The organism is Companilactobacillus musae, assembly GCF_003967595.1.
GTDB classification, from domain to species: domain Bacteria; phylum Bacillota; class Bacilli; order Lactobacillales; family Lactobacillaceae; genus Companilactobacillus; species Companilactobacillus musae.
The window spans coordinates 43114-66259 of record NZ_BIFW01000011.1; the positions used below are offsets into that span (position 1 = coordinate 43114).

Here is a 23146-nt window from a genome sequence, read left to right on the forward strand (position 1 = left end):
TCTTATCTGCGAAAACAAAGTACAGTAAAATTGCATAAAAAATTAGCATGAATAATGCAAAGACTTTAGATCCACCTGCCATGTTATCACCACCAAAATTTGATACAGTTCTATTCTAATACAGTTGCCACAACTTTAAAAATTAAGTTTGGCATACCTAAGATATTTTAATATTTATACACAATCAATTGACCATCAATATAATTAGCCAAATATATCTCTGAGGCTTCCAGATGCCTTTGTTCCAATTCATTATCAATCCATGTTTCATCTTTACCAATCGTCGTGAGCTCTTCATAATCGATCTTACCATCAAGAATAATTGGATATTTAAGACTATCTTCATTCTTCATTACGATAGTTAACTGACCGTTACGTTCAAAAACAGCTCTTTTGACATTTCTAATATCCATAACCCCGGCCTGACGCAATTTAAAGGCAAGATCATTAGCTGATAATCCGTTACGCAAAGCCAAATCTGCATCAATATGACCATTTTTAATAATCAATTGTGGTGTTCCTTCGATCACCTTCTTAAAGAAATTATTATGATTCGTCAAAAATTTAGCAACAAACACTACCATTGTCCAAATTAATAAAACCATTGTAAATTGCATGATCGTAATGCTGGAATTGTAGATCATACCTCCGACAATACCACCTAAAACATAGTTTTGTAGTTGGTCAATAGCACTAGTTGGTGCTATATTGCCTCTTCCAAACAAATTGATCTGTAAAACCATGATCAAAAATCCAATAATAAATTTTAAAGTCAAATCACCATAATTTAAAACCATTTGTGCACCTACTTCTTAATTAATGTAATCTTGTCTGAGTTAATTAAACTGGCCTTCGATAAAGTATAACTATTTAAACTATTGTCAAAACTGACTCGATAAATATTTTTGCCAGATTTGATCAGCATCCCTTCAGTCAAACTAGAACTATTGGAATATAGTTTCTTAGCAGATACCTTCTTATCTTTTGCCACCGACCGCATTAATTCTAAGGTTTGATTAGTCTTATTATTGATATCCAGTTGTTGCTCATAATTGTTGTAATTGATACCAATAAACAAAATTATTCCGAAGGCAAAGATAATCAATAGATCTCGATACTTATTATCAGAACGATTTCTAAAATATAGGAAGGCTGTTACAAAAATAGCTGCCGCCAAAATAATAATTCCTATAATAAAAAGAAAATTAGGTTCATTATTATGATTTACCAAATATTGATATGAATAAAAACTCATTTACATCCCTCACATCTTTTTTTATACGATCAGTATAGCAAAAAAGGCTTACCGGTAGACGAGCAATGCCTCAATTTTTCTCTCAGTGATGTTTTCTTGCGCAAACATTATATAAGTATCATAATACGTAAATGTTAATAATTTTTATAAGGGGTGATCTTTATGAATACTAATTCTAATCTTTGTACTTGGTTAAGTATGAAACATTTTGAAAATGATATTCAAACCAAACTTGAAAAAGTCCTTATCAAATACGACTTATCTCCTGTTGAATTCAGTTTTCTTCATTATCTGTATGATCAATACGATTCTAAAGCCAGCCTTTTAGAAATTAAAGATTCACTTAAGCTCAGTTCCGCGGCTGTTTCACGTATGGCGGTCCGTTTAGAAAACAAGGACTGTCATCCCATTGTGCGCTATCACAGTGACGACAATCAAAAGGAAGTCTGTCTTCAAATCACTGATTCAGGTATCAAACACTTTAAGGAAGCCTTTCAAGTGGTCGATAAATCTCTAGATGAATCATTCGCTAGTTCAGACTTTCAAAATTTAAGGGATATGATTTTAAATACCAATACGACAACTAAAGAATCTTAATTGATTCTTTTTCTTTGTTCAAATAACTCGGGGAAAATTATGCATAATTACAAGTTCCAAACTATTATCTTAGTTCTATTATCATTTGTGCTTGGCAACAACGAATTCTTAGTCATGGGAGTTTTATCAAATATATCTAAGACTTATCAAGTTCCCATCGCTAACGTTGGGCTCTTAGTAACTGCTTTTGGTCTGATTTATGCCATCAGTACACCAATCATCACCTCTTTAGTTGGTAACTTCAATCGCTACTATACCTTAGTAGGCTTAACGGTTATCTTTATTATTGGTAATACCTTGAGTGGTTTTGCCAGTAATTACTTAATTCTGATCATTTCACGAATAATTTCCGCTGCTGTTGCTGGAGCTATTCTTTCAATCGCAATGACTTTTTCTAGTGTTATTGCTCCTAAATCAAAACAAGGTATCGTTGTTTCCTGGATTTTTTCAGGTTTTAGTATTGCATCAGTCTTTGGAGTACCATTTAGTACTGCCATCAGTAACATTTTTGACTGGCGAGTTACCTTCCTGATCATTACAGTTGCTAGCGTCATAACGTTGGTATTATTAATGTTGTCATTACCAAGAGATCTAAAACAACCCAGTAGCCCTTTGACACACCAATTTAAGTTATTGAAAGATTCGAGAATCTATGTCGGCTTCTTATTGCCATTTTTCTCAATTGCTGGAATTTACGTTATCTATACTTACCTACAACCACTTTACAGTCGACTAGGATTTTCCAATCATAGTTTAAGTATCTTCTTAGCAATTTTTGGAATTGCTTCATTATTTAGTAATCAAATATCAGGGCAAATCACTGAACATGGTGGATTGAAATTTATGCCTAAAGTTTATCTCTTTGATATTATTACTTTACTATTACTACCTTTCACACTAGGCAATAAATACGCTGGCTTGGTAAATCTCCTAATTGTAGGTTCCGTGATGTATCTCGTTAATGCCCCAATTCAACTGCATTTTCTCAACATTGCTGAAGAATCCTATCCACAAGCTATGGCATTGGCTTCATCCTTAAATCCAATTTCTTCTAACTTAGGAATCTCCTTGGGCTCAGCCGTAGGTTCAATGATCGTTGGTAATCTTGGCCTAGGTTACGTTGGCTTTGGTGGTGCAGTATTTGCTGTTTGTGCTTTGTTAGTCAACTTAAAATTGAATAATGTAAATAAAAAAGTTACCGATTAATTTCGATAACTTTTTTTATTAAAAAAATTCCTTGTTAAAGATAAAACGACAATATCTGTCGTACCGTTTTGCTAAGATAAATTTATATTTAAAATAAATTACTAGGATAACTCCCTAATACGTTGACGATCAAGAGAGTAAAAGTGAAAAAGCAAATGTTATTGTTGCCAAGGAAATTTCAAACTAATATTCTGATTAAATTTCTCCTGTTGCATCAGCTTAGCTAACCGTTCAGCTTGTCGATCATGATATCCGCTACAAACATATTCAGCTTCGTCAGAATCAGGTACAATTCCCGGTAAAACTATGTCTTTATCCGTTACAACAAAAGTAGAAAAACAGGTTAATCCCAAAAACCTTTTACCCGTTTTCAAATGTTCACCAATGATTTTAGTGAAAACCTCAATTGAACGACTACCTACTCCTGATACGTAAGATTCGGTACACATTGAATCTTGCAAACCAAATGGCAAAATAAAGTTAACCTGATCAATTGAAGCAGTGACAGTTTCAATTCGAGCTACTCGTGACGCTGCAATTGAAGAATTATCGTCAATCGTCATCAACGTTTTGCCACCAAAAACTGTATTATGCTCATTTAAATCCGATGAGAAAACTCGATGATTACTAATTGACAATGTCTGCGTACATTTTAATGTTTCCATTTTCTACTCCTTATTTTAAAAAATCATAACGCCGCTTTGCTGAAGATCACGACTTATTAATTTCATTTATCATTCGAACAATGAATCTCATAAAAGATAAATCCATTGCTACAAAGAGTTAATTTCTAAATTATATCTCATAGTTATTAATATTCCAAAGGCGAAAATTATTCTTATTCAATCAAGAAAAGAATCCTAATAACTAGTTTCACCAGTGATGGACTGTAAAGAATCGCTCTTGTATACTAAAGTCATAACATCTAAGGAGTTATTTCTCATGAAAAAAACTTACAATGGAAAAAATACAACAATGACATTAGAAATAAATAGACCTACAAAATGGTATCAATGGTTAATTATTACCCTATTACCTCTAGGAATCTTATATCTTATAATTAACAAATAAAATAAGGGATTATTATGATAAAAGTAGTATTTCTGTGTTCCAAAAGAGTTCCACGAATGTGTCAAAAAAATAACTAGTCATAACGATAATATGACACACAAAAAGCCCACAAAAGCTCTTATATAAGCTTTTGTGGGCTTTGTGAAATATTTGAGGATATAGTTAAAATGATCCCTCCCGGAATCGAACCGGGGACCTACTGCTTAGGAGGCAGTTGCTCTATCCAACTGGGCCAAGGGACCATAAACACACTTTTTATTTTAACGCAAAAAGTGTGTAAATACTAAATTGATTAATGATGTAATGAAGTCTTTGATTTATTACACTTTTAATAAACATCTTTACGGATACACTCGTAGCAAAAAAGAAAATGGGCTCAGTAGTGAAATTCTACTTAGCTCACGAAATGAGGTTAATAGAAGGCCGAACTTGAAAACTGTTGGCAAAGCCAAAAGGCTCCAAGTCGTGCCCACTACGTTCCAGCCCAGTTTTCTTTGTTGCGGAGACGGCATCTATTTCTTATTAAAATTACGTTTTCCTTTATTCTTTTGATCACGTAAACGTTTCTTAGGTTTAACAGCAGGTTTGCTACTCTTATTAACCGGACGCTTCTTCTTATCAAAGACCGGTTTCTTAGAAAGTTTACCTTCATGATCAACATAAGTCTTTGTAATTTCTACATCAACCATATCTTGAAGATTTCGCATATCATGGTTATTACCAAAAGTAATCACGTTACCACTCTTGCCCATACGTCCAGTACGGCCAGAACGGTGAACATACTCATTGTTATCACGTGGCATCATATAGTTAACAATCATATTAACATCACTAATATCCATTCCACGCGCTGCTACATCGGTCGTTAATAACAAATTAACTTTCTTATTTGAGAACAACTGTAACGCCGTTTTGCGCTGCTGTGATGACATTTTACTGTCTAAAGCCACAAAGTTAGTCTTATCGTGATTCATGTCACTGATTACTTTATGCAATGAACGTGAGTTACCGAAGAAGACGATTCCCAAGAACTTCTTATTATGAGCCAATTCACGCAATATAGCGTTTTTAACAAACTCATTGTTGGCATCAACAAAGTAATGCTTGATTCCGGCAGTATAGCTTGTATCGTTACGTTGGTCGATTACTAAGAAATCTTTTCCAAACCACTTATGCATTTCTTGGAAAATATCATTTCCAGTAGCGGAGAAGAACGTCATTTGTACATCAGCAGGCATTTGAGAAATAGTACTACGAACGCTCTCTAACTTGCTTTCGTTCAACATCTCGTCGGCTTCGTCAACGATAACGATATTGATCTTACCTAGTTTAACTTTGCGAGCTTCCATTAATTCATTCAAACGTCCCAAAGTTGCCACGATAATCTCAGGCTTTTCTTTTAATTTCTTCAATTGGCGAGTGGGATTAGCCCCACCAGTCAAAGCTTGGACCTTACAATCAACCAATTTAGCTAACGGTTGAATAACATCTCTTACCTGCATTGCCAATTCTTGAGAAGGTTCAAGTATCAATACTTGTAAACCATCCTTAGGAACTAAAGTTTCTAACATTGGCATGACAAAACCTAAAGTCTTACCTGATCCAGTTGGTGCCATTGCTACTAAATCCTTACCTTCTTTAAAAGGCATATAAACGGCATCTTGAATCTTGGTTAAAGTTTCAAATTGGTTTTGTTTAAAATAATCTTGATATAATTTTGGTATTTCCAATTTATTTTTCCTCATCTGCGTCAAAAACAAGTCCAGCACTTGTTCTTGCTTGTTCTAGAACCTTGTTTACTATTCTAGCGTATTTTAACAGTTTATCATAAGAAGTTGTATCATTCTCATTCATAATTCTAGCAAACTCACTAGCCTCGGAATCCATTGGGTTTTCACTCTTGTTAGCTGGAACATCAGTAATATTCTTGTTATCGTCAGCCCAATCCAAATGATTAATATCGCCACCATTATCTAGTAACAAAGTATCTCTGCCAAAATAGATTTCTGAAGACATGTATGAATTCTTAGTTTTTCCAATAATAATATTAACGTCGAAATTAGGATACTTCAAAGTTAAACTACCGCTACCATCAACTCCTGATGCCAAAAATTCAGCGTTATAAGAAACTTTATCCGGTTGTCCAAATAAAACAACAGCATCATAAACCGTATAAACACCTAAGTCATATAGAGCTCCACCAGAGAACTTGGTTGTAAAGACATTAGGATTCTTGCCATCTTTATAGGCGTCATAACGACTAGAATATTTCATATATGAGAAAGTTGCCCCACTCAATTCGTTTTGATGTTTTTCAACAATCATTTGAATTTTCTTGAATATTGGCTCGTGAATATGTCTAGCAGCCTCAAATAAATAAACACGCTTTTCATGAGCTAATTTATCCAAAACGGCAAATTCTTCAATAGTTGATGTACTTGGTTTTTCAACAATCACATTCTTGCCATTTTCAATTGCTAGTTTTGCTTGACTAAAGTGCAAGGCATTGGGTGATGCAATATAAACTGTATCAAAATCTTCCTTGAAGAAATCTTCTAAATCAGTACTAATACTGATATCCTTTTTACCTAGGTCCTCAATAAAACTTTGAGCCTTTTCCTCGGTACGTGAATATACATGGGTTAAAGCAAAAGTTTTCGTTTCATCAGTTGCTTTAACGAATTGTTCTGTGATCCAATTTGTTCCTATTATTCCTAAACTAATCATAAAATCACCTCTGACTTTAATTTTACTTATATGTAAGCGTAATTACCAACAAAAAAATATTCGAATCCTATCATTATGGTATATAATTTTATTTTATACCATTGAGGGGAGTATTTTTGCTTTATGAACGACGAAACAGATAAATTTAGTCTGAAAAGAGATCTTGGTTTCTTCTCAGCACTATCAACAGTCATGGGACTGGTCATTGGAGGGGGAGTCTTCTTCAAGATCTCCAGTGTTACAGCTGCCACTGGCTCATCTAGCTTAACCATTATTGTATGGCTTCTAGCTGGATTTATAACCATCAACGCTGGTTTAACTGTCGCTGAGTTGGCGTCTGCCTTGCCAGTAGCCGGAGGTATCTATAAATATATTGAGTATATCTATGGAAAAGTTCCAGCCTTCCTATTGGCTTGGGCACAGTCGGTTATTTACTACCCAGCTGGAATCTCTGCTTTATCAATTATTTTTGCAACACAAGTCATGAATCTATGCAATATTTCTGGCAACTGGCAGATTCCTATTGCAATATCTTTAGCAGTTTTTCTCTATCTTGTTAATCTATTAGGGGCTAAAGTTGGTGGAAGAATTCAATCTATCTCACTAATTGCTAAACTTATTCCAATCATTTTGATTATCGTAGTTGGTATTTTTACACCATCAGCACATCCAGTTACAATTTTTCCCGTTACTTCTGGTAGTCACAGTAATTTCTGGTCATCACTTGGCGGTGGTTTATTAGCTACTATGTTTGCTTTTGATGGTTGGATGAACGTTGGTAACTTGGCCGGCGAAATGAAAAAGCCTGAAAAAGATTTAGCAAAATCAATTATCGTTGGATTATTTTTCATAACTTTAATTTATGTTTTGATCAGTTTTGTTTTCATCAAAGCATTACCATTTCATCTAATCCCTGGAAATCAAAACACTGCTTCTGAAGCCGCAATCAAAATTTTTGGTGATATCGGCGGAAAAATCGTTACGATCGGTATTCTGATATCAGTCTTTGGCTCTGTCAACGGCTATACAATGACTGGTCCTCGTGTAAGCTACGTTCTTGGAGTTGATGATGAAATCGTCTTCTCTAAATTCTTCTCTAAGCTAACTAAAAATACTCGCGTACCAGCAAATGCCGGTTTAATTCAAACAATTATCGCCATTGCCATGATCTTCATGGGAAGCTTTGACTATCTAACCGATATGTTAGTTTTCGTAATGTGGATTTTCTCCATGATGATGTTCATCGGGGTCTTTATTCTTAGACGAAATGAACCCGAATTGGAGCGTCCTTACAAGATAAACTTTTATCCATTGCCACCACTTATTGCTTTAGCAGGTGGAGCTTATATCATCATCTCGACTCTTCTGCGCCAACCTGATTTGGCATTTATGGGAATTGGAATAACCTTATTGGGGCTTCCAATTTACTACATTCATTATCACAATAAAAAAAGGTCGCTTTAATGGCGGCTTTTTTTGTTGGAGGTTATAATTTTGGTGGGTACAATTATGAAATGAATTGCAGGTGTTTTCATGAAAGTTCAATTCAAAAATAAGCTCGAGGAAAAATTGGTTCGGGGAACTTTAAAGATCCAAAAGCTCTTAATTTATCGAATCATTCAGCGTACTTTATTACTGATCTTTCCGTTTGCTTTATTTGGTAGTTTTATTAAGATTATCCAAACAGTCATCTTAGGAAAAGAGGGATTCTTAACTGATATTTTTCCTACCCTGAATAATGATTTTATTTATCGGCAAATCGACAATATCACCAATGGTTTATACGACTTGTCACTTGGCTGGGTTTCTGTTATTGCTATTTTTGGTGCGGCCAAATATACTGCTAAATATTATCATCGTGACGATCAATTAGCTGGAATTACTGGAATCAGCTCATTATTAATTGTCGACTATGCTTATTCAAAAATTCAGCCGGTTTCCTTCCACACACAAATTCTCGGTATGAAAGGATTACTGTTTGCCATTATTTTGGGCATGTTTATTGGCTGGCTTTTCAAAAAAACAAGTCGACCAGCACCAAACTTAGAAGACAAAGCCACTACTAGTGTCATCGAACGGGCATTTATTTCCTTAAAACCAATCGTTTTCTCCCTGTTAATTGCGATTATTTTTAGTACTCTGATCAATATTACTTACTATTCTGAAGCACCAGGTAACTTTATTAATTCTTTAGCAACTGAATATACTTCTCAGAATAGTTGGGCTCAATTATTAAAAACTTTGGTTTTTGCCATTTATACACTTGTCATGTCCTTCTTTGGCTGGTCGGGAACTTATTCCGCTTTAGGTGTTGAAAAAATGGATATCCTCTCAACCGTCAATTTGAATTATGCCCTACAAAAACATACCGCTTGGAATGCCCCTAACCCCTTTACTAGTTCTACACTCTATCACGCTTTCGCTACTTTTGGCGGGACAGGAGCAGTTTTAGGATTAATAATTGCGATTCTAATTGTTTCTCATGATAAGGATTTCCAAACCGTTGCACGTTGGGCAATGATTCCAAGTATTTTCAATATCAGTAGCGGAATTATGACCGGAATTCCAATTTTATTTAATGTCATTTTCTTAATTCCATTTATTCTTGCTCCAATTGCTAACATGTTAATGGCTGCTTTAGCAATTGCCTTGCACCTCATGCCACCAAGCGTCTATCCTGTTCCAATCGGTACCCCAGGACCACTAATAGCCTTCATTGCCACTAACGGCAGCTGGCAAGCTCTGTTCTTCTCTGTCCTGGCAATAATCATCTCAACGTACATTTATATACCTTTTGTTAAAATGGCCGCCAAAGTGAAACTATTGGACAATCTAGGTCTTGAAGAAGGTGACCACTGATGAAATTTAGCAATTTAAGAAAAAATAAGAATTTCAAATATCTAGTAGCCCTTATCATTATCTTCATTCTCTTAGGAATACCGTCTTATATTTGGACCAGACGTAACGTTACTACCTTAGCCGGTCGCTATAATTCACCTATGTCGCCAGTTATTATGATTCCCGGCAGTAGTGCCTCAGCCAATCGTTTTGATGATTTAGTCAAAACAGTTAACCGGCAATATGGCGAACATCATAGTCTTTTGAAAATGACTGTGCACACTAATGACAAAATCACTTATACAGGTAGTATCCGTCCTAATGATGACCGTCCCTTTATCGTCGTCGGTTTTGAAAATAATAATGATGGCTATGCTAACATAAAAAAACAGGCAGCATGGTTTAACCTCGCCTTCAATAAACTTAAAGCAAGGTATCGTTTCAACAGTTTCAACGCCTTTGGTCATTCCAATGGTGGTTTGATTTGGACCTACTTCTTAGAGAATTATTTTGACGATTCTACTATCAGTATTAATCAAATGTTAACTGTCGGTACACCTTATAATTTCGAGGAAAAAAATACTTCCAATCGAACTCAAATGCTACACGAACTTGTTAAGAATCGTGATAAGATTCCTGAAGACCTAACCTACTATTCCATTGCCGGAACACAGCTTTATACTGACGATGGCATCGTACCATTAGGTAGTGTTGATGCTGGTAAGTATATTTACGAAGGTCATATCAAGCATTACACCCTCATAACTTTGACCGGTTCCAAAGCTCAACATTCGGATATGATCGATAGCAATCAATTTATTACTATTTTCCATCAATACATTGTTGGCAATGGGGTCAATAATCCTGGTCGTAGTAAAACTAATAAAAAAGTTCCTAAACCTCGACAGTAAAATGTATTTGCTAATCGTTAGTTGTTTAATTCTAGACATAAAACAAGAACAGCGCCTATTAAGAAGTTTCTCAGTGTATGTAACTGAAACTTTTAATAGACGCTATTTTTATTATCTGACTACATTTAATTACATGGAATTAAAAATCTCCAATGTCAATTTTTTATTGATTCATCTTATCTTTTGCTCTCATCTTGTCCATTTCTTGGTGAATTTTTTTATTCTTAAAATCACTACCGGAATGATACAAACCAATAAAAGCTGCTAATCCAATAACGGGCATAAATATATCTCTATAATTCCATTCCATATTTCCAGAGAAAATAAAATATAATACTAACAAAGAAAAAACAACCGGTAAGATTGCACCAAGGTATTTATTTTGAATATAACCTGTAAATGACTGAAAAGCTATTAAAACAACCACAATTACGACGAATATTAAGCTATTCATGTTTATTTTCCTCATACTTTTCGATTATTTTTTTTGCTACATCAAACTCTAGTTCCTTATCCAGTACCATTTGCATGACTGATACTTCAAATGTATCTTTATTTTGATCTGAAAGTTTTATCCGATCTATCAATTTATCAACCCTTAATCGAACAGTCGGATAACTTACTCCATAATCTTTTGCTAATTTTTTTAAAGAACCAGAAGCTAGAATGAATCTCTTTATAAATTCTTGTTCCTCCGGTTCCAAACTAATAAACCAATTCAATTCATTGCTCCTTTCTTTAACTTTATTTACTTTAGTTTAACATTATTAAAGTAAAAATAAAAAAAGATATTCACAAAAGTGAATATCTTTTTTATTACTTCAATTTAAGTTGTGTAACAGATTCAATATGATTTGTCATTGGGAACATATCAACTGGTGTAACATCACCAATTTCATATGTATCGCTTAACAATGATAAATCTCTTGCTAAAGTAGCGGGATTACAACTGATATAAACGATCTTTTCTGGTTTGATATTCTTCAATGAATCAATCAAAGAACTTGCCAATCCTTTACGTGGAGGATCAACCATCAAAACATCAACGGAAACATCATTCTTAGCCCACTCGTTCAAGACATCTTCAGTCTTACCAACAACGAAATCAGCATTAGTAATATTGTTTAACTTGGCATTTTGGTCAGCATCTTTAACAGCATCTTCAATAACTTCAATACCTGTGACATGTTTAGCTTTATCAGCCAAAGAAATACCGATTGTACCAATACCTGAATAAGCATCAACAACATTTTCTTTGCCAGTCAATTCGGCCTTGTCGATTGCCAATTGATAAAGGTTTTGTGTCTGAACTGGGTTAACTTGATAGAAAGATCTTGGTGAAATTCTATAAGTATGACCTAAAATCTTATCATCAATATATTTTTTACCGCCAAGTAATGTCATCTTTTGACCAAAAATAACATTAGTATTCTTAGAATTAATATTTAAATAAAGTGACTTAACTTCGGGATTAGCCAAAATCTCATTAGTAATATCTTTGTAATGTGAGATATCTGGTGTTCTTGAAACCAAGACAATCATCATTTCACCGGTAAAGTAGGCACGACGAACCATAATAGTTCTGATTTGGCCCTTTTGATTTTGTTCATCAAATCCACGGACATTGTATTTACGTAAGATATCACGTACACGAATAATTTCTTCATCAATCTTAGTATCTTGAATCAAGAAATTCTCCATTGGTACAAGATCATGTGAGCGACGACGATAAAAACCAGTAGTCAACTTACCATTTACTTGACGAACTGGCACTTGAGCCTTGTTACGGTAGTTAAATGGTGATTCCATGCCAAGCGTTTGGTTAACAGTAATATCTTTCAAACCAATCTTGTTAAAGTCAGTTACAACTTGATCGTGTTTAAATTCCAATTGCTTGTCATACTTCAGATGACTTAAAGGAGCGATTCCCGTTTGAGCGTAAATAGCATCAATATCATGTACACGATCAGGAGATTCCTTTAAAACATCTAAGGTTCTGGCAAAACCGAAGTTCTTATTTACACGAGTAATCACTGCCTTAACAGTTTCACCTGGTAGAGCATTATCTACGAAAAGTGTAAAATCATCAACTTTAGCAACACCTTTACCTTCGTATGATAAATCCTCAATATTTAATTCTATTTCTTGGTTCTTTTTTAAGTTTGGTTTTTCCATTTTTCACCTATACATAGAAAAAAGAAGTGTCAAAAAGGTTCTCTTCAAATTTGGTTATAACTAATCTTACTGAATCAGTTTATGCTTTCCGTCGTCCGCGAAATCTCTGTGGATTGCTGGAACGTGGTGGGCACAACTTGGAGCCCCTTGGCGCTGCCAAGTGTCTTCAAGATTGACCTTATTCTAATCTTGCTACGCAAGCTAAGAATAATTTCACCACTGAGCATCCACAGAGGTTTTGCTCCCGACTAGAGTTTTGCTTCTAATATTGATAACTAAAAATGTAGTATTGCGGATTTTAAAGTTCTTGACTCTTATTAATTATAATCATACATATACATACAAATAGAAACACTAACTAGTCCGGAATAACAAAGAAAATTGGCTCAGTAGTGAAATTCTACTTAGCTCACGTAGTGAGGTTAGTAGAAGGCCGAGATTTGAAACAATTGTGTACTTCAATTGGTTCAAATTCGTGCCCACTACGTTCCAGCCAAATTTTCTTTGTTATGGAGGACGGCATCCTTAACCAAATCTGAGAACGAATCCTTATTTTGATCCACTTCCCAATTCTTTTTTATTTATCTTCTTTTTCTTTATCGAGATTTTTTTCTTCTTCGATAATCTTTTCACCAGCGTCTTTTTCACTGAGAGTTGATGAATTAATAGCTTTAAGCGGAATTGAATCAACGTTTGCATAAATATTAAGATGATTATGCAAATTGGTAAATTCCATTGGTGCATCCCCACCATACTCTCCATCAAGGTTAACCATCAAACGATTACTGTCATTTGCATGAACTGAAATCTTCTTGGTCTTAGTATAAATAACCTTTGGATTATAAACATGACGACCACCATTTAGTACTAAAGCAATCAAATGAACTAAATCTCTTAAATTCGTTTCTTTAACGATAATTAATGAGAAAGTTCCATCACCAATAACTGAATTAGGAGCAATCTGTTCCATACCACCAATTGAATTAGTCAAACCAATCAAAAACATCGTGGCTTTGCCGTCAAAAACGCCATCGTCATATTCGATGTGCATATCAATAGGACTAACTCTTGGTAACATTTCGGCACCCTTAACTAGGTAGGCTAAGTATCCCAAAATTGACTTGTACGCTGAAGGAACTTCATAAGTCAGTTCAGTCATTGAACCACCACCGGCAATATTGATAAAGTACTTCTCACCTGCTTGACCAATATCAACTGGTAATTTTTGTCCTTTAAGGATTACCTTTGCTGCCTCAACCACGTCATCACGCGGTATCTTCAAAGCTCTAGCATAATCATTGGTTGTTCCGGCCGGAATGATCGCTAATTCAGGACGTTTTTCTAAATCAGCTATCCCATTAACAACTTCATTGATCGTACCATCACCACCAGCAGCTACTACTAACTCAAATCCCTCTTTAGCTACTCGTCTGGCTTCGTCTTTAGCTGAGTTCTTCTTCGGTGTTGTTCGATAAGCACTAGCCTCATAACCAGCTTTTTCAATAATATTCAAAATGTCTCCAACATTACTGTTCATGGTCTCGTGGCCTGAAGTTGGATTATAAATAAGTCTAGCACGCATATCTTTCCCTCACTAACGACTCTTTAACTCTGCCATCAAAATCTTGTTAACAACCTTAGGGTTGGCTTGTCCATGTGTTTGTTTCATGATTTGGCCAACCAAGAAACCAACAGCACGATCTTTACCATTCTTAAAGTCATCGATTGATTGTTGGTTATTATCAAGGATTTCTAAGATCATTGGTTTCAAAACAGCTGGATCTGATTCTTGGACAAGTCCCTTTGACTTAACCCATTCTTCAGGTTCTGTACCGTTACTGATAGTTTCTTTGAAGACCTTTTTAGCAATCTTAGAAGAAATTGTTCCATCAGAGATCAAGTTGATCATCTTAGCCAAATGTTCTGGTGTCAACTTAGTTTCAAGCAAACCAATCTTCTTTTCGTTCAAATAACCATTAACTTCACCCATCAACCAGTTAGAAACAAGTTTTGGATTAGCATTGTATGAAACGGCTTCGTCAAAGAAGTCAGACATTTCCTTAGTATCTGTTAAAACTCCAGCATCATATTCAGGAATTCCTAATTCGTTGATGTAACGAACACGTCTCTTAGCAGCTGTTTCAGGCAAGTTAGCCTTAATTTCAGCAACCCATTCTGGAGAAATTTCATAATCTGGCAAATCAGGTTCTGGGAAGTAACGATAATCATCCGCACCAGATTTAACACGCATTAAGAATGTTTCGCCAGTCTTTTCATCAAAACGTCTTGTTTCTTGACCAATGTGTCCACCTTGTTTCAAGATAGCAGCTTGACGTTTTTCTTCATAAGCAAGACCCAATTTAACGTGGTTGAAAGAGTTCAAGTTCTTCAACTCGACCTTTGTACCATATGTATCTGATCCAACAGGACGGATAGAGATATTGGTATCAACACGCATTGAACCCTCTTCCATCTTAACGTCAGAAGCACCAGTAAATTGAACGATCTTACGCAAATTTTCTAGGTATTGATAAGCTTCTTCAGGAGAATGCATATCAGGTTTAGAAACAATTTCAATCAAAGGAGTACCTTGACGGTTTAAATCGACATAAGAATAACCATTGTTACCGTGGGTATTCTTACCGGCATCTTCTTCGACGTGAAGTTCTTCAACACCGATCTTCTTCTTTTTGCCATCAACTTCAATTTCGATATAACCATCATGACCCAATGGCTTATCTTGTTGTGTAATTTGGTAAGCCTTTGGATTATCAGGGTAGAAATAGTTCTTACGGTCAAAGTGAGTATGATGTTCAATTTCAGCATTCAAAGCCAAAGCCACCATCACACCAAGACGATAACCATTTTTATTTACAGTTGGTAATGTTCCTGGAAAACCAAAGTCAATAACATTGGTATTGATATTAGATTCAGCACCATAAGCAACTGGTGAAGGACTGTACATCTTGGACTTTGTCTTTAACTCAACGTGGACTTCTAGTCCGATAGTTGTTTCAAAATTCATTAGTCTTCCCCCTTGAGTGCAGTTGGTATTTTTTCATAGAATTTATTTTCTTCTTGTAATGCATAAGCAGCATTGAAGACAGATTGTTCATCAAATGGACGACCGATAATTTGTAGACCAACAGGTAAACCGTCAGCCAAACCAGCTGGAACTGAAGCAGCTGGAAGTCCAGCCAAGTTAGCAGGAATTGTCAAAATATCGTTCATGTACATTGCCAATGGGTCATCAACTTTTTCACCGATCTTGAATGCAGGTGTTGTTGTTGAAGGTCCCATGATCAAGTCATGGTCTTTAAGAACATCGTTCATTTCTTTAATGAAGAGAGTTCTAACTTCAGCAGCCTTCTTAAAGTAAGCATCATAAGCACCAGCTGATAGAGCAAAAGTACCAAGCATGATACGACGTTTTACTTCATCGCCAAAACCTTCTGATCTTGATCTAACAAATAAGTCTTTGATGTTCTTAACATCCTTAGCACGATAACCATATCTAACACCATCATATCTTTGAAGGTTAGATGAAGCTTCACTAGATGCCAAAACATAGTAAACCTCAACGGCATGCTTCAATGATGGAAGACTAACTTCATCAACTGTTGCACCCATCTTCTTATATTCATCAAGGGCTTTGTTAACATTTTCAAGTACCTCAGGATGAGTACCTTCATGCCAGAATTCCTTAGGAACAGCAATCTTTACGCCATGCATATCTTTGTTCAAATCGGCACGATAATCAGGAACTGGCTTGTTTGAACTTGTTGAATCATGATCATCATGACCAGCCATAACTGAAAGAACAGCAGCTGAATCTTCAACACGTTTTGAAAGAACTCCGACTTGATCAAGACTTGAAGCAAAGGCAATAACACCCCAACGTGATACACGACCATAAGTTGGTTTGATACCAAAAATACCATTGAAAGCAGCAGGTTGTCTGATTGAACCACCAGTATCTGTACCTAATGCAGCGACAACTTCACCAGCGGCAACAGCAGCAGCTGAGCCACCTGAAGAACCACCAGGAACACGACTAAGATCCCAAGGATTAACACTTGTACCGAAGTGTGATGTTTCTGTAGATGAACCCATGGCAAATTCATCAAGGTTAGTCTTACCGATATCAATTGCACCGGCAGCTTCAAGCTTTTCTAGGACAGTAGCACTATAAACAGGCATGAAGTTATACAAGATTTTACTTGCGGCAGTAGTCTTGATTCCTTCAGTCACGATATTATCCTTAAAGGCAATTGGAATACCAGATAGTGGTCCCTTAATACCTTCGTCATCGATTTTTTTAGCAGCTTCAGGAGCCTTATCATTCACAGTAATGAAAGTATTGAATTTCTCTTCGTTAGCATTGATCTTTCCAAGTGCATCAGTAGCTAAATCTTGGGCAGTTACATCTTTGTTAACTAATTTGTTATGCAAAGAAGCAATTGTTTCTTTTTTGATATCCACTATTCATCGTCCTCCTTGTCAACAATCGTTGGAACTTTGATAAGGTTATTATCAGTTTCAGGAACATTTTCAAGCATTTGTTCTCTAGTTTGAGTATGAATTCCCTTATCTTCACGGAAGACAGTATTTGTGTCACCCATATTGTATGTTGGTTCGATACCAGTTGTATCAACACTTGATAGTTTACTTTCCATGTTAACAATTTTATCTAATTGACTAACAAAACTATCAACTTCATTATCTTGGAATTTTAAATTGGCCAATTCGGCAACATGTAAAATTTCATCTTTTGAAATCATAAGTTTCTCCTTTTAATCTGCATTATAAACATGTGAATAGAATTTACCGTTTGTACGTGTTACAACGGCTTGCTGTTCATCAACAGTTTGAATATTAATATCTAGATCTGCTCCAGATGGCAAATACTTAGTAGCACTTTGTTGAACAAACTGTGTAAAACTAGTTACTTGAGCTAATCCATCAAATTGGGTATTGATTGTAATATCCATTGATTTCAAACTAGTGCCATCATAATGTGCTTGAGCAGTAACACCTGAAAGATTAGGGAAGTAATTTTGAATGTGATCTTTAAAGTTAGAAAAGGCATCAGAATCACTACTGCTAATGGCTGTATCACCATTAACTGTTGGCAACATCTGGTTTTTATAACCAAGATCATCCCAACTACCTAATTCCCCACTCTTACTTACTGAATATTGGAAATAAGTTCCACCGACTAAAGTATCAGCTGGAGAAACAGAATATAATCCAACAACAATAGGAATATTACCTACTTTACTATTTTTACGCAAGCGTTGGACTACTTCTTTAGCAACTCTTTGCCCTTGTTCTTTTTGTTCAGCTTCAGTAATCGTGGTCTTATAAGTAGCACCATATTGCTTCTTTTGGTAATAATCGATCTTGTTCATCGCAATACCGATCGACATTCCAGCTAATTTATATTTACCATCTTGTTTTTGAAGATAATCTTCTTCAAGCATTTGTTGGAAATACATTGGTGTTCGTTTATCAGCTGCTGTGGAACCATTTGACTCGGGATTCAAACCAGAAGGGTTCTTCTTAGATTTTCTTCCTAACCAATCGGTAACAGTGCTAGCAGTTAATACTTGCCCCTCTTGGAAAACATATGAATTAGTTGAAAACTGTTTCTTCGACAAATTCATTAGTCCACTTTCAAAACTTCTACTATTAAATTGGTTGCTGTTATCAGCAGCAGTAAGTCCAGAAATAGGACTAGTTTTATATTTCCCACCACTTAATAAAACATCGTAACTGCTAGAGTCAGACGATGCAGCAGTCTGGACAGTTCCCTTCGATGAGTCGCTACCACCAGACGATAAACTGGAATCCTGTAAATTACCACAGGCGGCTAAAAGAAGTGAACACATTAGCAATAACGATGTAGTTTTTAAGAATTTTTTCAAAACTGTTCTCCTACTCTTTGGCATCGTCTAAATAATCAGACAATGTTGCTTCATCAATAATCTGTGTCCCCAATTGTTGTGCCTTAGTCAATTTACTACCAGCTTTTTCACCAGCAATCAAAATATCAGTCTTCTTAGTAACTGAACTTGTCACTTTAGCACCGAGATCTTCAAGCATATCTGACAATTGTGAACGTTTATAATTCTGTAATGTTCCGGTTATAACAATTATTTTATCAGTAAAGTGACTATTTGTTTCATTAGAATTTGAACTACCGATAAAATTCATATTAATATTTACTGATTTTAGTTCATTTATCAACTTTTTAACATCATCATTAGCAAAATAAGTTGAAATACTATCTGCAATTATCTCACCCATAGTATTTACTTCAAGGATTTCTTCCCTAGAAGCTGACATTAAATGATCTAAATCACCAAAATGTTCTGCTAAGATTCTTCCAGCTTTAGCTCCAACATGACGAATTCCTAAACCAAAAATCAATCTCTCTACTGAATTTTCTTTAGAGTTATCAATTGCAGTTAACAAATTATTGATAGATTTCTCTTTAAATCCGTCTAAAGTTGCCAAATCATCGGCCGTTAATTTATAAATATCAGCAACATCTTTGACCAATTCTTTCGTATATAACTGTTCAATGATTTTAGGACCTAAGCCATCAATATTCATTGCATTTCTAGAAGCAAAATGTGTTAATTGTTCTTTAACTTGAGCTGGACATTTAGGATTGATGCAACGAAGCGCTACTTCATCTTCCAAATGAATCAATTCAGAACCACAGTATGGACAATTAGTTGGTATTTCTGCTGGAACGGAATCCTCTGGACGTTTATCTAAAACTACTTGTGAAACTTCTGGAATAATATCTCCAGCCTTGTGCAATAGGACAGTATCGCCAACCCTAATATCTTTTTGGCGAATCATATCTTCATTGTGCAATGTCGCTCTAGCAACAGTTGTTCCCGCCAAGCTAACTGGGTCCATAACTGCCGTTGGCGTTAAAACTCCAGTTCTTCCAATTGTCCAAGTTATTTCCCGAACGATTGACTCTGCCTGTTCTGGTGGAAATTTATAAGCAATTTCCCAACGAGGAACTTTGACAGTATTTCCTAACTGTTGTTGAATAGCTAAATCATTGACTTTTAATACCACACCGTCAATTCCATAATCTAAGTCATCACGAACTTCTCCATAGTGTTCGATAAAATCTTTAACACCCTGAAGTCCCGTTGTAACTTGAGCTGTAGGATTAACGTTAAACCCTAATTCTTTTAATGTTTCCAAGGCTTCATGTTGAGTAGTAACGTTCAAATCATCGAAAGTAACAATCGTATACATGAACGTATCGAGTTTTCTTGAAGCAGTAATTTTAGGATCTAATTGTCTTAGACTTCCGGCAGCCGCATTTCTAGGATTGGCAAAAACTTGTTGGCCTTCATTCTCACGTTCTTGATTCAGACGCAAAAATTCTTTTTTAGACATAAAACATTCGCCACGAACTTCAAATGATAAAGGACGGCTTAATTTCTGAGGAATATCTTTAATAGTTTTAACATTCTCAGTTACATTTTCACCAATAGTTCCATTTCCTCGAGTTGAACCCTGTACTAAGATACCATTTTCATAAATAAGTGACAGTGATAAACCATCAATTTTTAATTCAACATTATAATCTACTTCATGTCCAACATTTTTTTCGATTCTTTCATTAAAGTCGGCTAGTTCTTCTTCTGAGAAAACATCCCCCATTGAAAGCATCGGAATTTCATGGGTCACTTTATTGAAATCTGGCAGCGTTTCATCGCCAACTTCTTGAGATGGTGAATCAGGTGTCACCAATTCAGGATACATCTGTTCCAACTCTAACAACCGATTATAAAGTTTGTCATAAACATTATCTTCAACTAAAGGAGCATCCTTAGTATAGTAAGCATCTCGCCAACCGTTCAGTTGAGGACGGATCTTATCTAACTCTTGACTAGCTTGTTCTTTGGTTAAATCAGCCATGCTTTCACTCCTTACTCAGTAACTTTTTTTATTGGTGCATACTCAGCAAGTAGACGTTTAACTCCTTCACTCTTGAAGGCAACATCTAACTCGGCATTCTTACCATCACCATTAACTTTGACAACAGTTCCTTGTCCCCACTTCTTATGCTCAACTTTGTCGCCAACATTCCAATGTAATTTCTCAGCACCAGATGCACCTTTGGCTTTTAAAGTTGGTGATTTGAATGTAGCAGTGGTTGCAGCATTACGACGGCGACGACTGAATGGTAGATCACGTTCACGTACACCACCAACATTACCAGCGTTGCTATTGACACGATCAATTGCGTCATCTTTAATTTCTTCAACAAATCGAGAGGTAGGATTATTCTGAACTCGACCATAAAGCATTCGACTAACTGCATTAGTTAAATAAAGATGCTTTTCAGCACGAGTAATTCCAACGTAGGCTAAACGACGTTCTTCTTCCATGTCGTCTTCTTTAAGTGATGCTCGACCCAATGGGAAAATTCCTTCTTCCATTCCAACCAAGAAGACAACTGGAAATTCCAATCCCTTAGCAGCATGCAAGGTCATCAACGTAATTTCTTGTTGATCTTCTTCAATATCATCTTGATCACTGACTAATGACAATTCTGTTAAGAAAGTTGTCAAACGTGTTTCGTCGATCTCAGGATCTGGTTCATATCCTTGATCAAATTGAGTTGTAACTGTCAAAAGTTCTTCGATATTTTCCACACGTGCTTGTGATTCCAAATTATTTTGTTGTTTTAAATCTTCAACATAACCTGAATCTTCCAATAAGTGATCCATTAAAATAGTCATTGATTGATCTTCAGCTAGCTTAGTCAAGTTATCAATAACTTTAGCAAAACCACCAATTGTCTTACGTGGACGTGCTGCTAACGGTGATAATTCGATATTTTCAGCTGCTTCTAACAATGACCAACCATGTTCGTCAGCATAATTTTGTAATTTTTCAATTGTTCCAGGACCAATCCCACGTTTGGGACTGTTGATAACTCGTTGAAAACTCATTGAATCATCGTGGTTAGCAATCAAACGTAGATAAGCCAAAATATCCTTGATTTCCTTACGATCGTAGAACTTATGCCCACCAATAATCTTGTATGGCATATTAGCTTGCATAAGTTTCTCTTCAAAGGTACGTGATTGAGCATTTGTTCGATAAAGAACTGCAAAATCACCATAGCTATAACCCTTTAACAACAAGTTCTTAACTTGATCAATGACATACAAAGCTTCATCTGATTCATTTTGGCCACGATAAAATTTGATCTTATCTCCTTCATCGTTATCAGTCCAAAGATCCTTAGGTTTACGATTATCATTATTATTAATAACTTCATTGGCCGCTTTCAAAATGGTTTTAGTTGAACGATAATTCTGTTCCAACTTAATTGTTGTAGCCTCTGGATAATCTTTTTCAAAATTCATAATATTTTGAATATTAGCACCACGCCAACCATAAATACTTTGATCCGCATCACCAACAACACAAACATTACGATATTTAGCACCTAATTGTTTAACTAACTTATATTGAGCTTCGTTAGTATCCTGATATTCATCAACATGGATATATTGAAATTTCTCTTGATACTTTTCAAGAACATCTGGACATTGATCGAACAATTCACTGGTTTGCATGATCAAATCATCAAAATCAAGTGAGTTATTACGACCCATCTCTTTAGCATAAGCATCGTAAACACTTGCTACTGTTTGTTCATAAGGTGAGGCAGCACTTTGAGCATATTCAGCTGGTGTTTGTAGTTCATTCTTGGCATTACTGATAGTTCCCAAAATAGCTCGAGGATCATAACGCTTAGGATCAAGATTCATCTTATTAAGAATTTGTTTCATCAAAGTTCTTTGTTCACTAGGATCGGCAATCGTAAAAGTTTTAGGCTTACCCATCTTATCAATATCTCTTCTCAAAATTCTTACACAAAGAGAGTGGAAAGTTGAAACCCAAACATCATTGGCAGATTCATCGAGTAATTTTCCAATTCTTTCTTTCATTTCTTTGGCAGCCTTATTCGTAAAAGTAATTGCCAAAACATGCCAAGGCATGATATTTTTTTCTTCAATTAAATAGGCCACACGATGAGTCAAGACACGGGTTTTACCAGAGCCGGCACCCGCCATGATCAAAAGTGGTCCTTCAGTAGCTTTCACTGCATTCTGTTGTTCAGGGTTAAGACCCTTTAACATAGTATCGTCCAATTTAAAAATCCCTCAAATCCTTGTGTAAAAAATTTAGTTGTACTTAAAATAGGGCTCTTACTCAAGTTTGGTTACAACTAGAATTAACTAATAGTTTGAAGGATGCCGTCGTCCATGAAAGCTCTGTGGACGCTGGAACGTGGTGGGCACGAATTTGA

20 protein-coding genes and 1 tRNA gene are annotated in these 23146 nt (G+C 35.6%); 5 read left to right on the forward strand and 16 right to left on the reverse strand.

The window, feature by feature from the left end; genetic code table 11:
• Positions 1-167: 167 nt before the first annotated feature.
• Together LAB100_RS10745 and LAB100_RS10750 are read right to left on the reverse strand one after the other, a co-directional pair.
• A complete protein-coding gene (locus LAB100_RS10745) occupies positions 168-797 on the reverse strand; it encodes a DUF421 domain-containing protein (RefSeq protein ID WP_119327030.1) in 630 nt (209 codons plus the stop codon).
• An 8-nt stretch (positions 798-805) separates the two neighbouring features.
• Complete coding sequence (locus LAB100_RS10750) at positions 806-1255, reverse strand: DUF3290 family protein (protein ID WP_119327031.1); 450 nt, start codon at positions 1253-1255, stop codon at positions 806-808.
• 162 nt (positions 1256-1417) lie between these two features.
• On the opposite strand from LAB100_RS10750, the gene LAB100_RS10755 reads away from it, so the two are divergent.
• Both LAB100_RS10755 and LAB100_RS10760 read left to right on the forward strand, forming a co-directional pair.
• On the forward strand, positions 1418-1852 hold the full coding sequence (locus tag LAB100_RS10755; RefSeq protein WP_119327032.1) for a MarR family transcriptional regulator: 435 nt from the start codon (positions 1418-1420) through the stop codon (positions 1850-1852).
• Between the two features lie 39 nt (positions 1853-1891).
• Entirely contained in the window at positions 1892-3058 is a 1167-nt protein-coding gene (locus tag LAB100_RS10760) for an MFS transporter (RefSeq protein ID WP_119327033.1), read from the forward strand.
• A gap of 158 nt (positions 3059-3216) precedes the next feature.
• Here LAB100_RS10760 and LAB100_RS10765 read toward each other — a convergent pair whose 3' ends face one another.
• The 4 genes from LAB100_RS10765 to LAB100_RS10780 form a co-directional block, all read right to left on the reverse strand.
• Positions 3217-3723: an acyl-CoA thioesterase gene (locus LAB100_RS10765; RefSeq protein WP_119327034.1), complete on the reverse strand. Its 507-nt coding sequence runs from the start codon at positions 3721-3723 to the stop codon at positions 3217-3219.
• A gap of 574 nt (positions 3724-4297) precedes the next feature.
• A tRNA-Arg gene (locus LAB100_RS10770) sits at positions 4298-4371 on the reverse strand.
• Between the two features lie 270 nt (positions 4372-4641).
• A complete protein-coding gene (locus LAB100_RS10775) occupies positions 4642-5859 on the reverse strand; it encodes a DEAD/DEAH box helicase (protein ID WP_119327035.1) in 1218 nt (405 codons plus the stop codon).
• A gap of 1 nt (position 5860) precedes the next feature.
• Complete coding sequence (locus LAB100_RS10780; protein ID WP_119327036.1) at positions 5861-6856, reverse strand: Gfo/Idh/MocA family protein; 996 nt, start codon at positions 6854-6856, stop codon at positions 5861-5863.
• Positions 6857-6979: 123 nt separating this feature from the next.
• Between LAB100_RS10780 and LAB100_RS10785 the strand changes: the two genes are divergently transcribed.
• The 3 genes from LAB100_RS10785 (at position 6980) to LAB100_RS10795 (ending at position 10605) form a co-directional block, all read left to right on the forward strand.
• Entirely contained in the window at positions 6980-8320 is a 1341-nt protein-coding gene (locus LAB100_RS10785; protein ID WP_119327037.1) for an APC family permease, read from the forward strand.
• 69 nt (positions 8321-8389) lie between these two features.
• Entirely contained in the window at positions 8390-9715 is a 1326-nt protein-coding gene (locus LAB100_RS10790) for a PTS transporter subunit EIIC (RefSeq protein WP_119327038.1), read from the forward strand.
• Complete coding sequence (locus LAB100_RS10795; protein ID WP_119327039.1) at positions 9715-10605, forward strand: alpha/beta hydrolase; 891 nt, start codon at positions 9715-9717, stop codon at positions 10603-10605. The genes LAB100_RS10790 and LAB100_RS10795 overlap by 1 nt, the downstream gene beginning before the upstream one ends.
• A 163-nt stretch (positions 10606-10768) precedes the next feature.
• Here the strand turns inward: LAB100_RS10795 and LAB100_RS10800 are convergent, their stop codons facing one another.
• From LAB100_RS10800 to pcrA, 10 genes are all read right to left on the reverse strand, one after another.
• Positions 10769-11059, reverse strand: coding sequence for a hypothetical protein (locus tag LAB100_RS10800; protein WP_119327040.1), 291 nt, complete (start codon positions 11057-11059; stop codon positions 10769-10771).
• Positions 11052-11327: a DUF2089 family protein gene (locus tag LAB100_RS10805; protein WP_119327041.1), complete on the reverse strand. Its 276-nt coding sequence runs from the start codon at positions 11325-11327 to the stop codon at positions 11052-11054. Before LAB100_RS10805 ends, LAB100_RS10800 begins: the two co-directional genes overlap by 8 nt.
• Before the next feature lie 94 nt (positions 11328-11421).
• Positions 11422-12780 (reverse strand): 23S rRNA (uracil(1939)-C(5))-methyltransferase RlmD, encoded by a 1359-nt coding sequence (rlmD, locus tag LAB100_RS10810; protein WP_119327042.1) that lies wholly within the window; start codon positions 12778-12780, stop codon positions 11422-11424.
• A gap of 577 nt (positions 12781-13357) precedes the next feature.
• Positions 13358-14362 carry a diacylglycerol kinase gene (locus LAB100_RS10815; RefSeq protein WP_119327043.1) on the reverse strand — a complete coding sequence of 335 codons (1005 nt, stop codon included), beginning with the start codon at positions 14360-14362 and terminating at the stop codon, positions 13358-13360.
• 12 nt (positions 14363-14374) lie between these two features.
• Entirely contained in the window at positions 14375-15805 is a 1431-nt protein-coding gene (gene gatB, locus LAB100_RS10820; RefSeq protein ID WP_119327044.1) for an Asp-tRNA(Asn)/Glu-tRNA(Gln) amidotransferase subunit GatB, read from the reverse strand.
• Positions 15805-17262 carry an Asp-tRNA(Asn)/Glu-tRNA(Gln) amidotransferase subunit GatA gene (gene gatA, locus LAB100_RS10825; RefSeq protein ID WP_119327045.1) on the reverse strand — a complete coding sequence of 486 codons (1458 nt, stop codon included), beginning with the start codon at positions 17260-17262 and terminating at the stop codon, positions 15805-15807. Before gatA ends, gatB begins: the two co-directional genes overlap by 1 nt.
• Entirely contained in the window at positions 17262-17561 is a 300-nt protein-coding gene (gene gatC, locus LAB100_RS10830) for an Asp-tRNA(Asn)/Glu-tRNA(Gln) amidotransferase subunit GatC (protein ID WP_119327046.1), read from the reverse strand. Before gatC ends, gatA begins: the two co-directional genes overlap by 1 nt.
• A 12-nt stretch (positions 17562-17573) precedes the next feature.
• Positions 17574-18707 (reverse strand): CamS family sex pheromone protein, encoded by a 1134-nt coding sequence (locus LAB100_RS10835; protein WP_119327047.1) that lies wholly within the window; start codon positions 18705-18707, stop codon positions 17574-17576.
• A gap of 10 nt (positions 18708-18717) precedes the next feature.
• On the reverse strand, positions 18718-20736 hold the full coding sequence (gene ligA / locus LAB100_RS10840) for an NAD-dependent DNA ligase LigA (RefSeq protein ID WP_119327048.1): 2019 nt from the start codon (positions 20734-20736) through the stop codon (positions 18718-18720).
• A gap of 11 nt (positions 20737-20747) precedes the next feature.
• Positions 20748-22976, reverse strand: a complete 2229-nt coding sequence (gene pcrA, locus LAB100_RS10845) for a DNA helicase PcrA (RefSeq protein WP_119327138.1) — start codon at positions 22974-22976, stop codon at positions 20748-20750.
• Positions 22977-23146: the final 170 nt, after the last annotated feature.

Coding starts and splice junctions, on each gene's coding strand:
- LAB100_RS10745 (WP_119327030.1), bottom strand. CDS start 797: ATGGTTTTAAATTATGGTGATTTGACTTTAAAATTTATTATTGGATTT.
- LAB100_RS10750 (WP_119327031.1), bottom strand. CDS start 1,255: ATGAGTTTTTATTCATATCAATATTTGGTAAATCATAATAATGAACCT.
- LAB100_RS10755 (WP_119327032.1), top strand. CDS start 1,418: ATGAATACTAATTCTAATCTTTGTACTTGGTTAAGTATGAAACATTTT.
- LAB100_RS10760 (WP_119327033.1), top strand. CDS start 1,892: ATGCATAATTACAAGTTCCAAACTATTATCTTAGTTCTATTATCATTT.
- LAB100_RS10765 (WP_119327034.1), bottom strand. CDS start 3,723: ATGGAAACATTAAAATGTACGCAGACATTGTCAATTAGTAATCATCGA.
- LAB100_RS10780 (WP_119327036.1), bottom strand. CDS start 6,856: ATGATTAGTTTAGGAATAATAGGAACAAATTGGATCACAGAACAATTC.
- LAB100_RS10785 (WP_119327037.1), top strand. CDS start 6,980: ATGAACGACGAAACAGATAAATTTAGTCTGAAAAGAGATCTTGGTTTC.
- LAB100_RS10790 (WP_119327038.1), top strand. CDS start 8,390: ATGAAAGTTCAATTCAAAAATAAGCTCGAGGAAAAATTGGTTCGGGGA.
- LAB100_RS10795 (WP_119327039.1), top strand. CDS start 9,715: ATGAAATTTAGCAATTTAAGAAAAAATAAGAATTTCAAATATCTAGTA.
- LAB100_RS10800 (WP_119327040.1), bottom strand. CDS start 11,059: ATGAATAGCTTAATATTCGTCGTAATTGTGGTTGTTTTAATAGCTTTT.
- rlmD (WP_119327042.1), bottom strand. CDS start 12,780: ATGGAAAAACCAAACTTAAAAAAGAACCAAGAAATAGAATTAAATATT.
- LAB100_RS10815 (WP_119327043.1), bottom strand. CDS start 14,362: ATGCGTGCTAGACTTATTTATAATCCAACTTCAGGCCACGAGACCATG.
- gatB (WP_119327044.1), bottom strand. CDS start 15,805: ATGAATTTTGAAACAACTATCGGACTAGAAGTCCACGTTGAGTTAAAG.
- gatC (WP_119327046.1), bottom strand. CDS start 17,561: ATGATTTCAAAAGATGAAATTTTACATGTTGCCGAATTGGCCAATTTA.
- ligA (WP_119327048.1), bottom strand. CDS start 20,736: ATGGCTGATTTAACCAAAGAACAAGCTAGTCAAGAGTTAGATAAGATC.
- pcrA (WP_119327138.1), bottom strand. CDS start 22,976: ATGTTAAAGGGTCTTAACCCTGAACAACAGAATGCAGTGAAAGCTACT.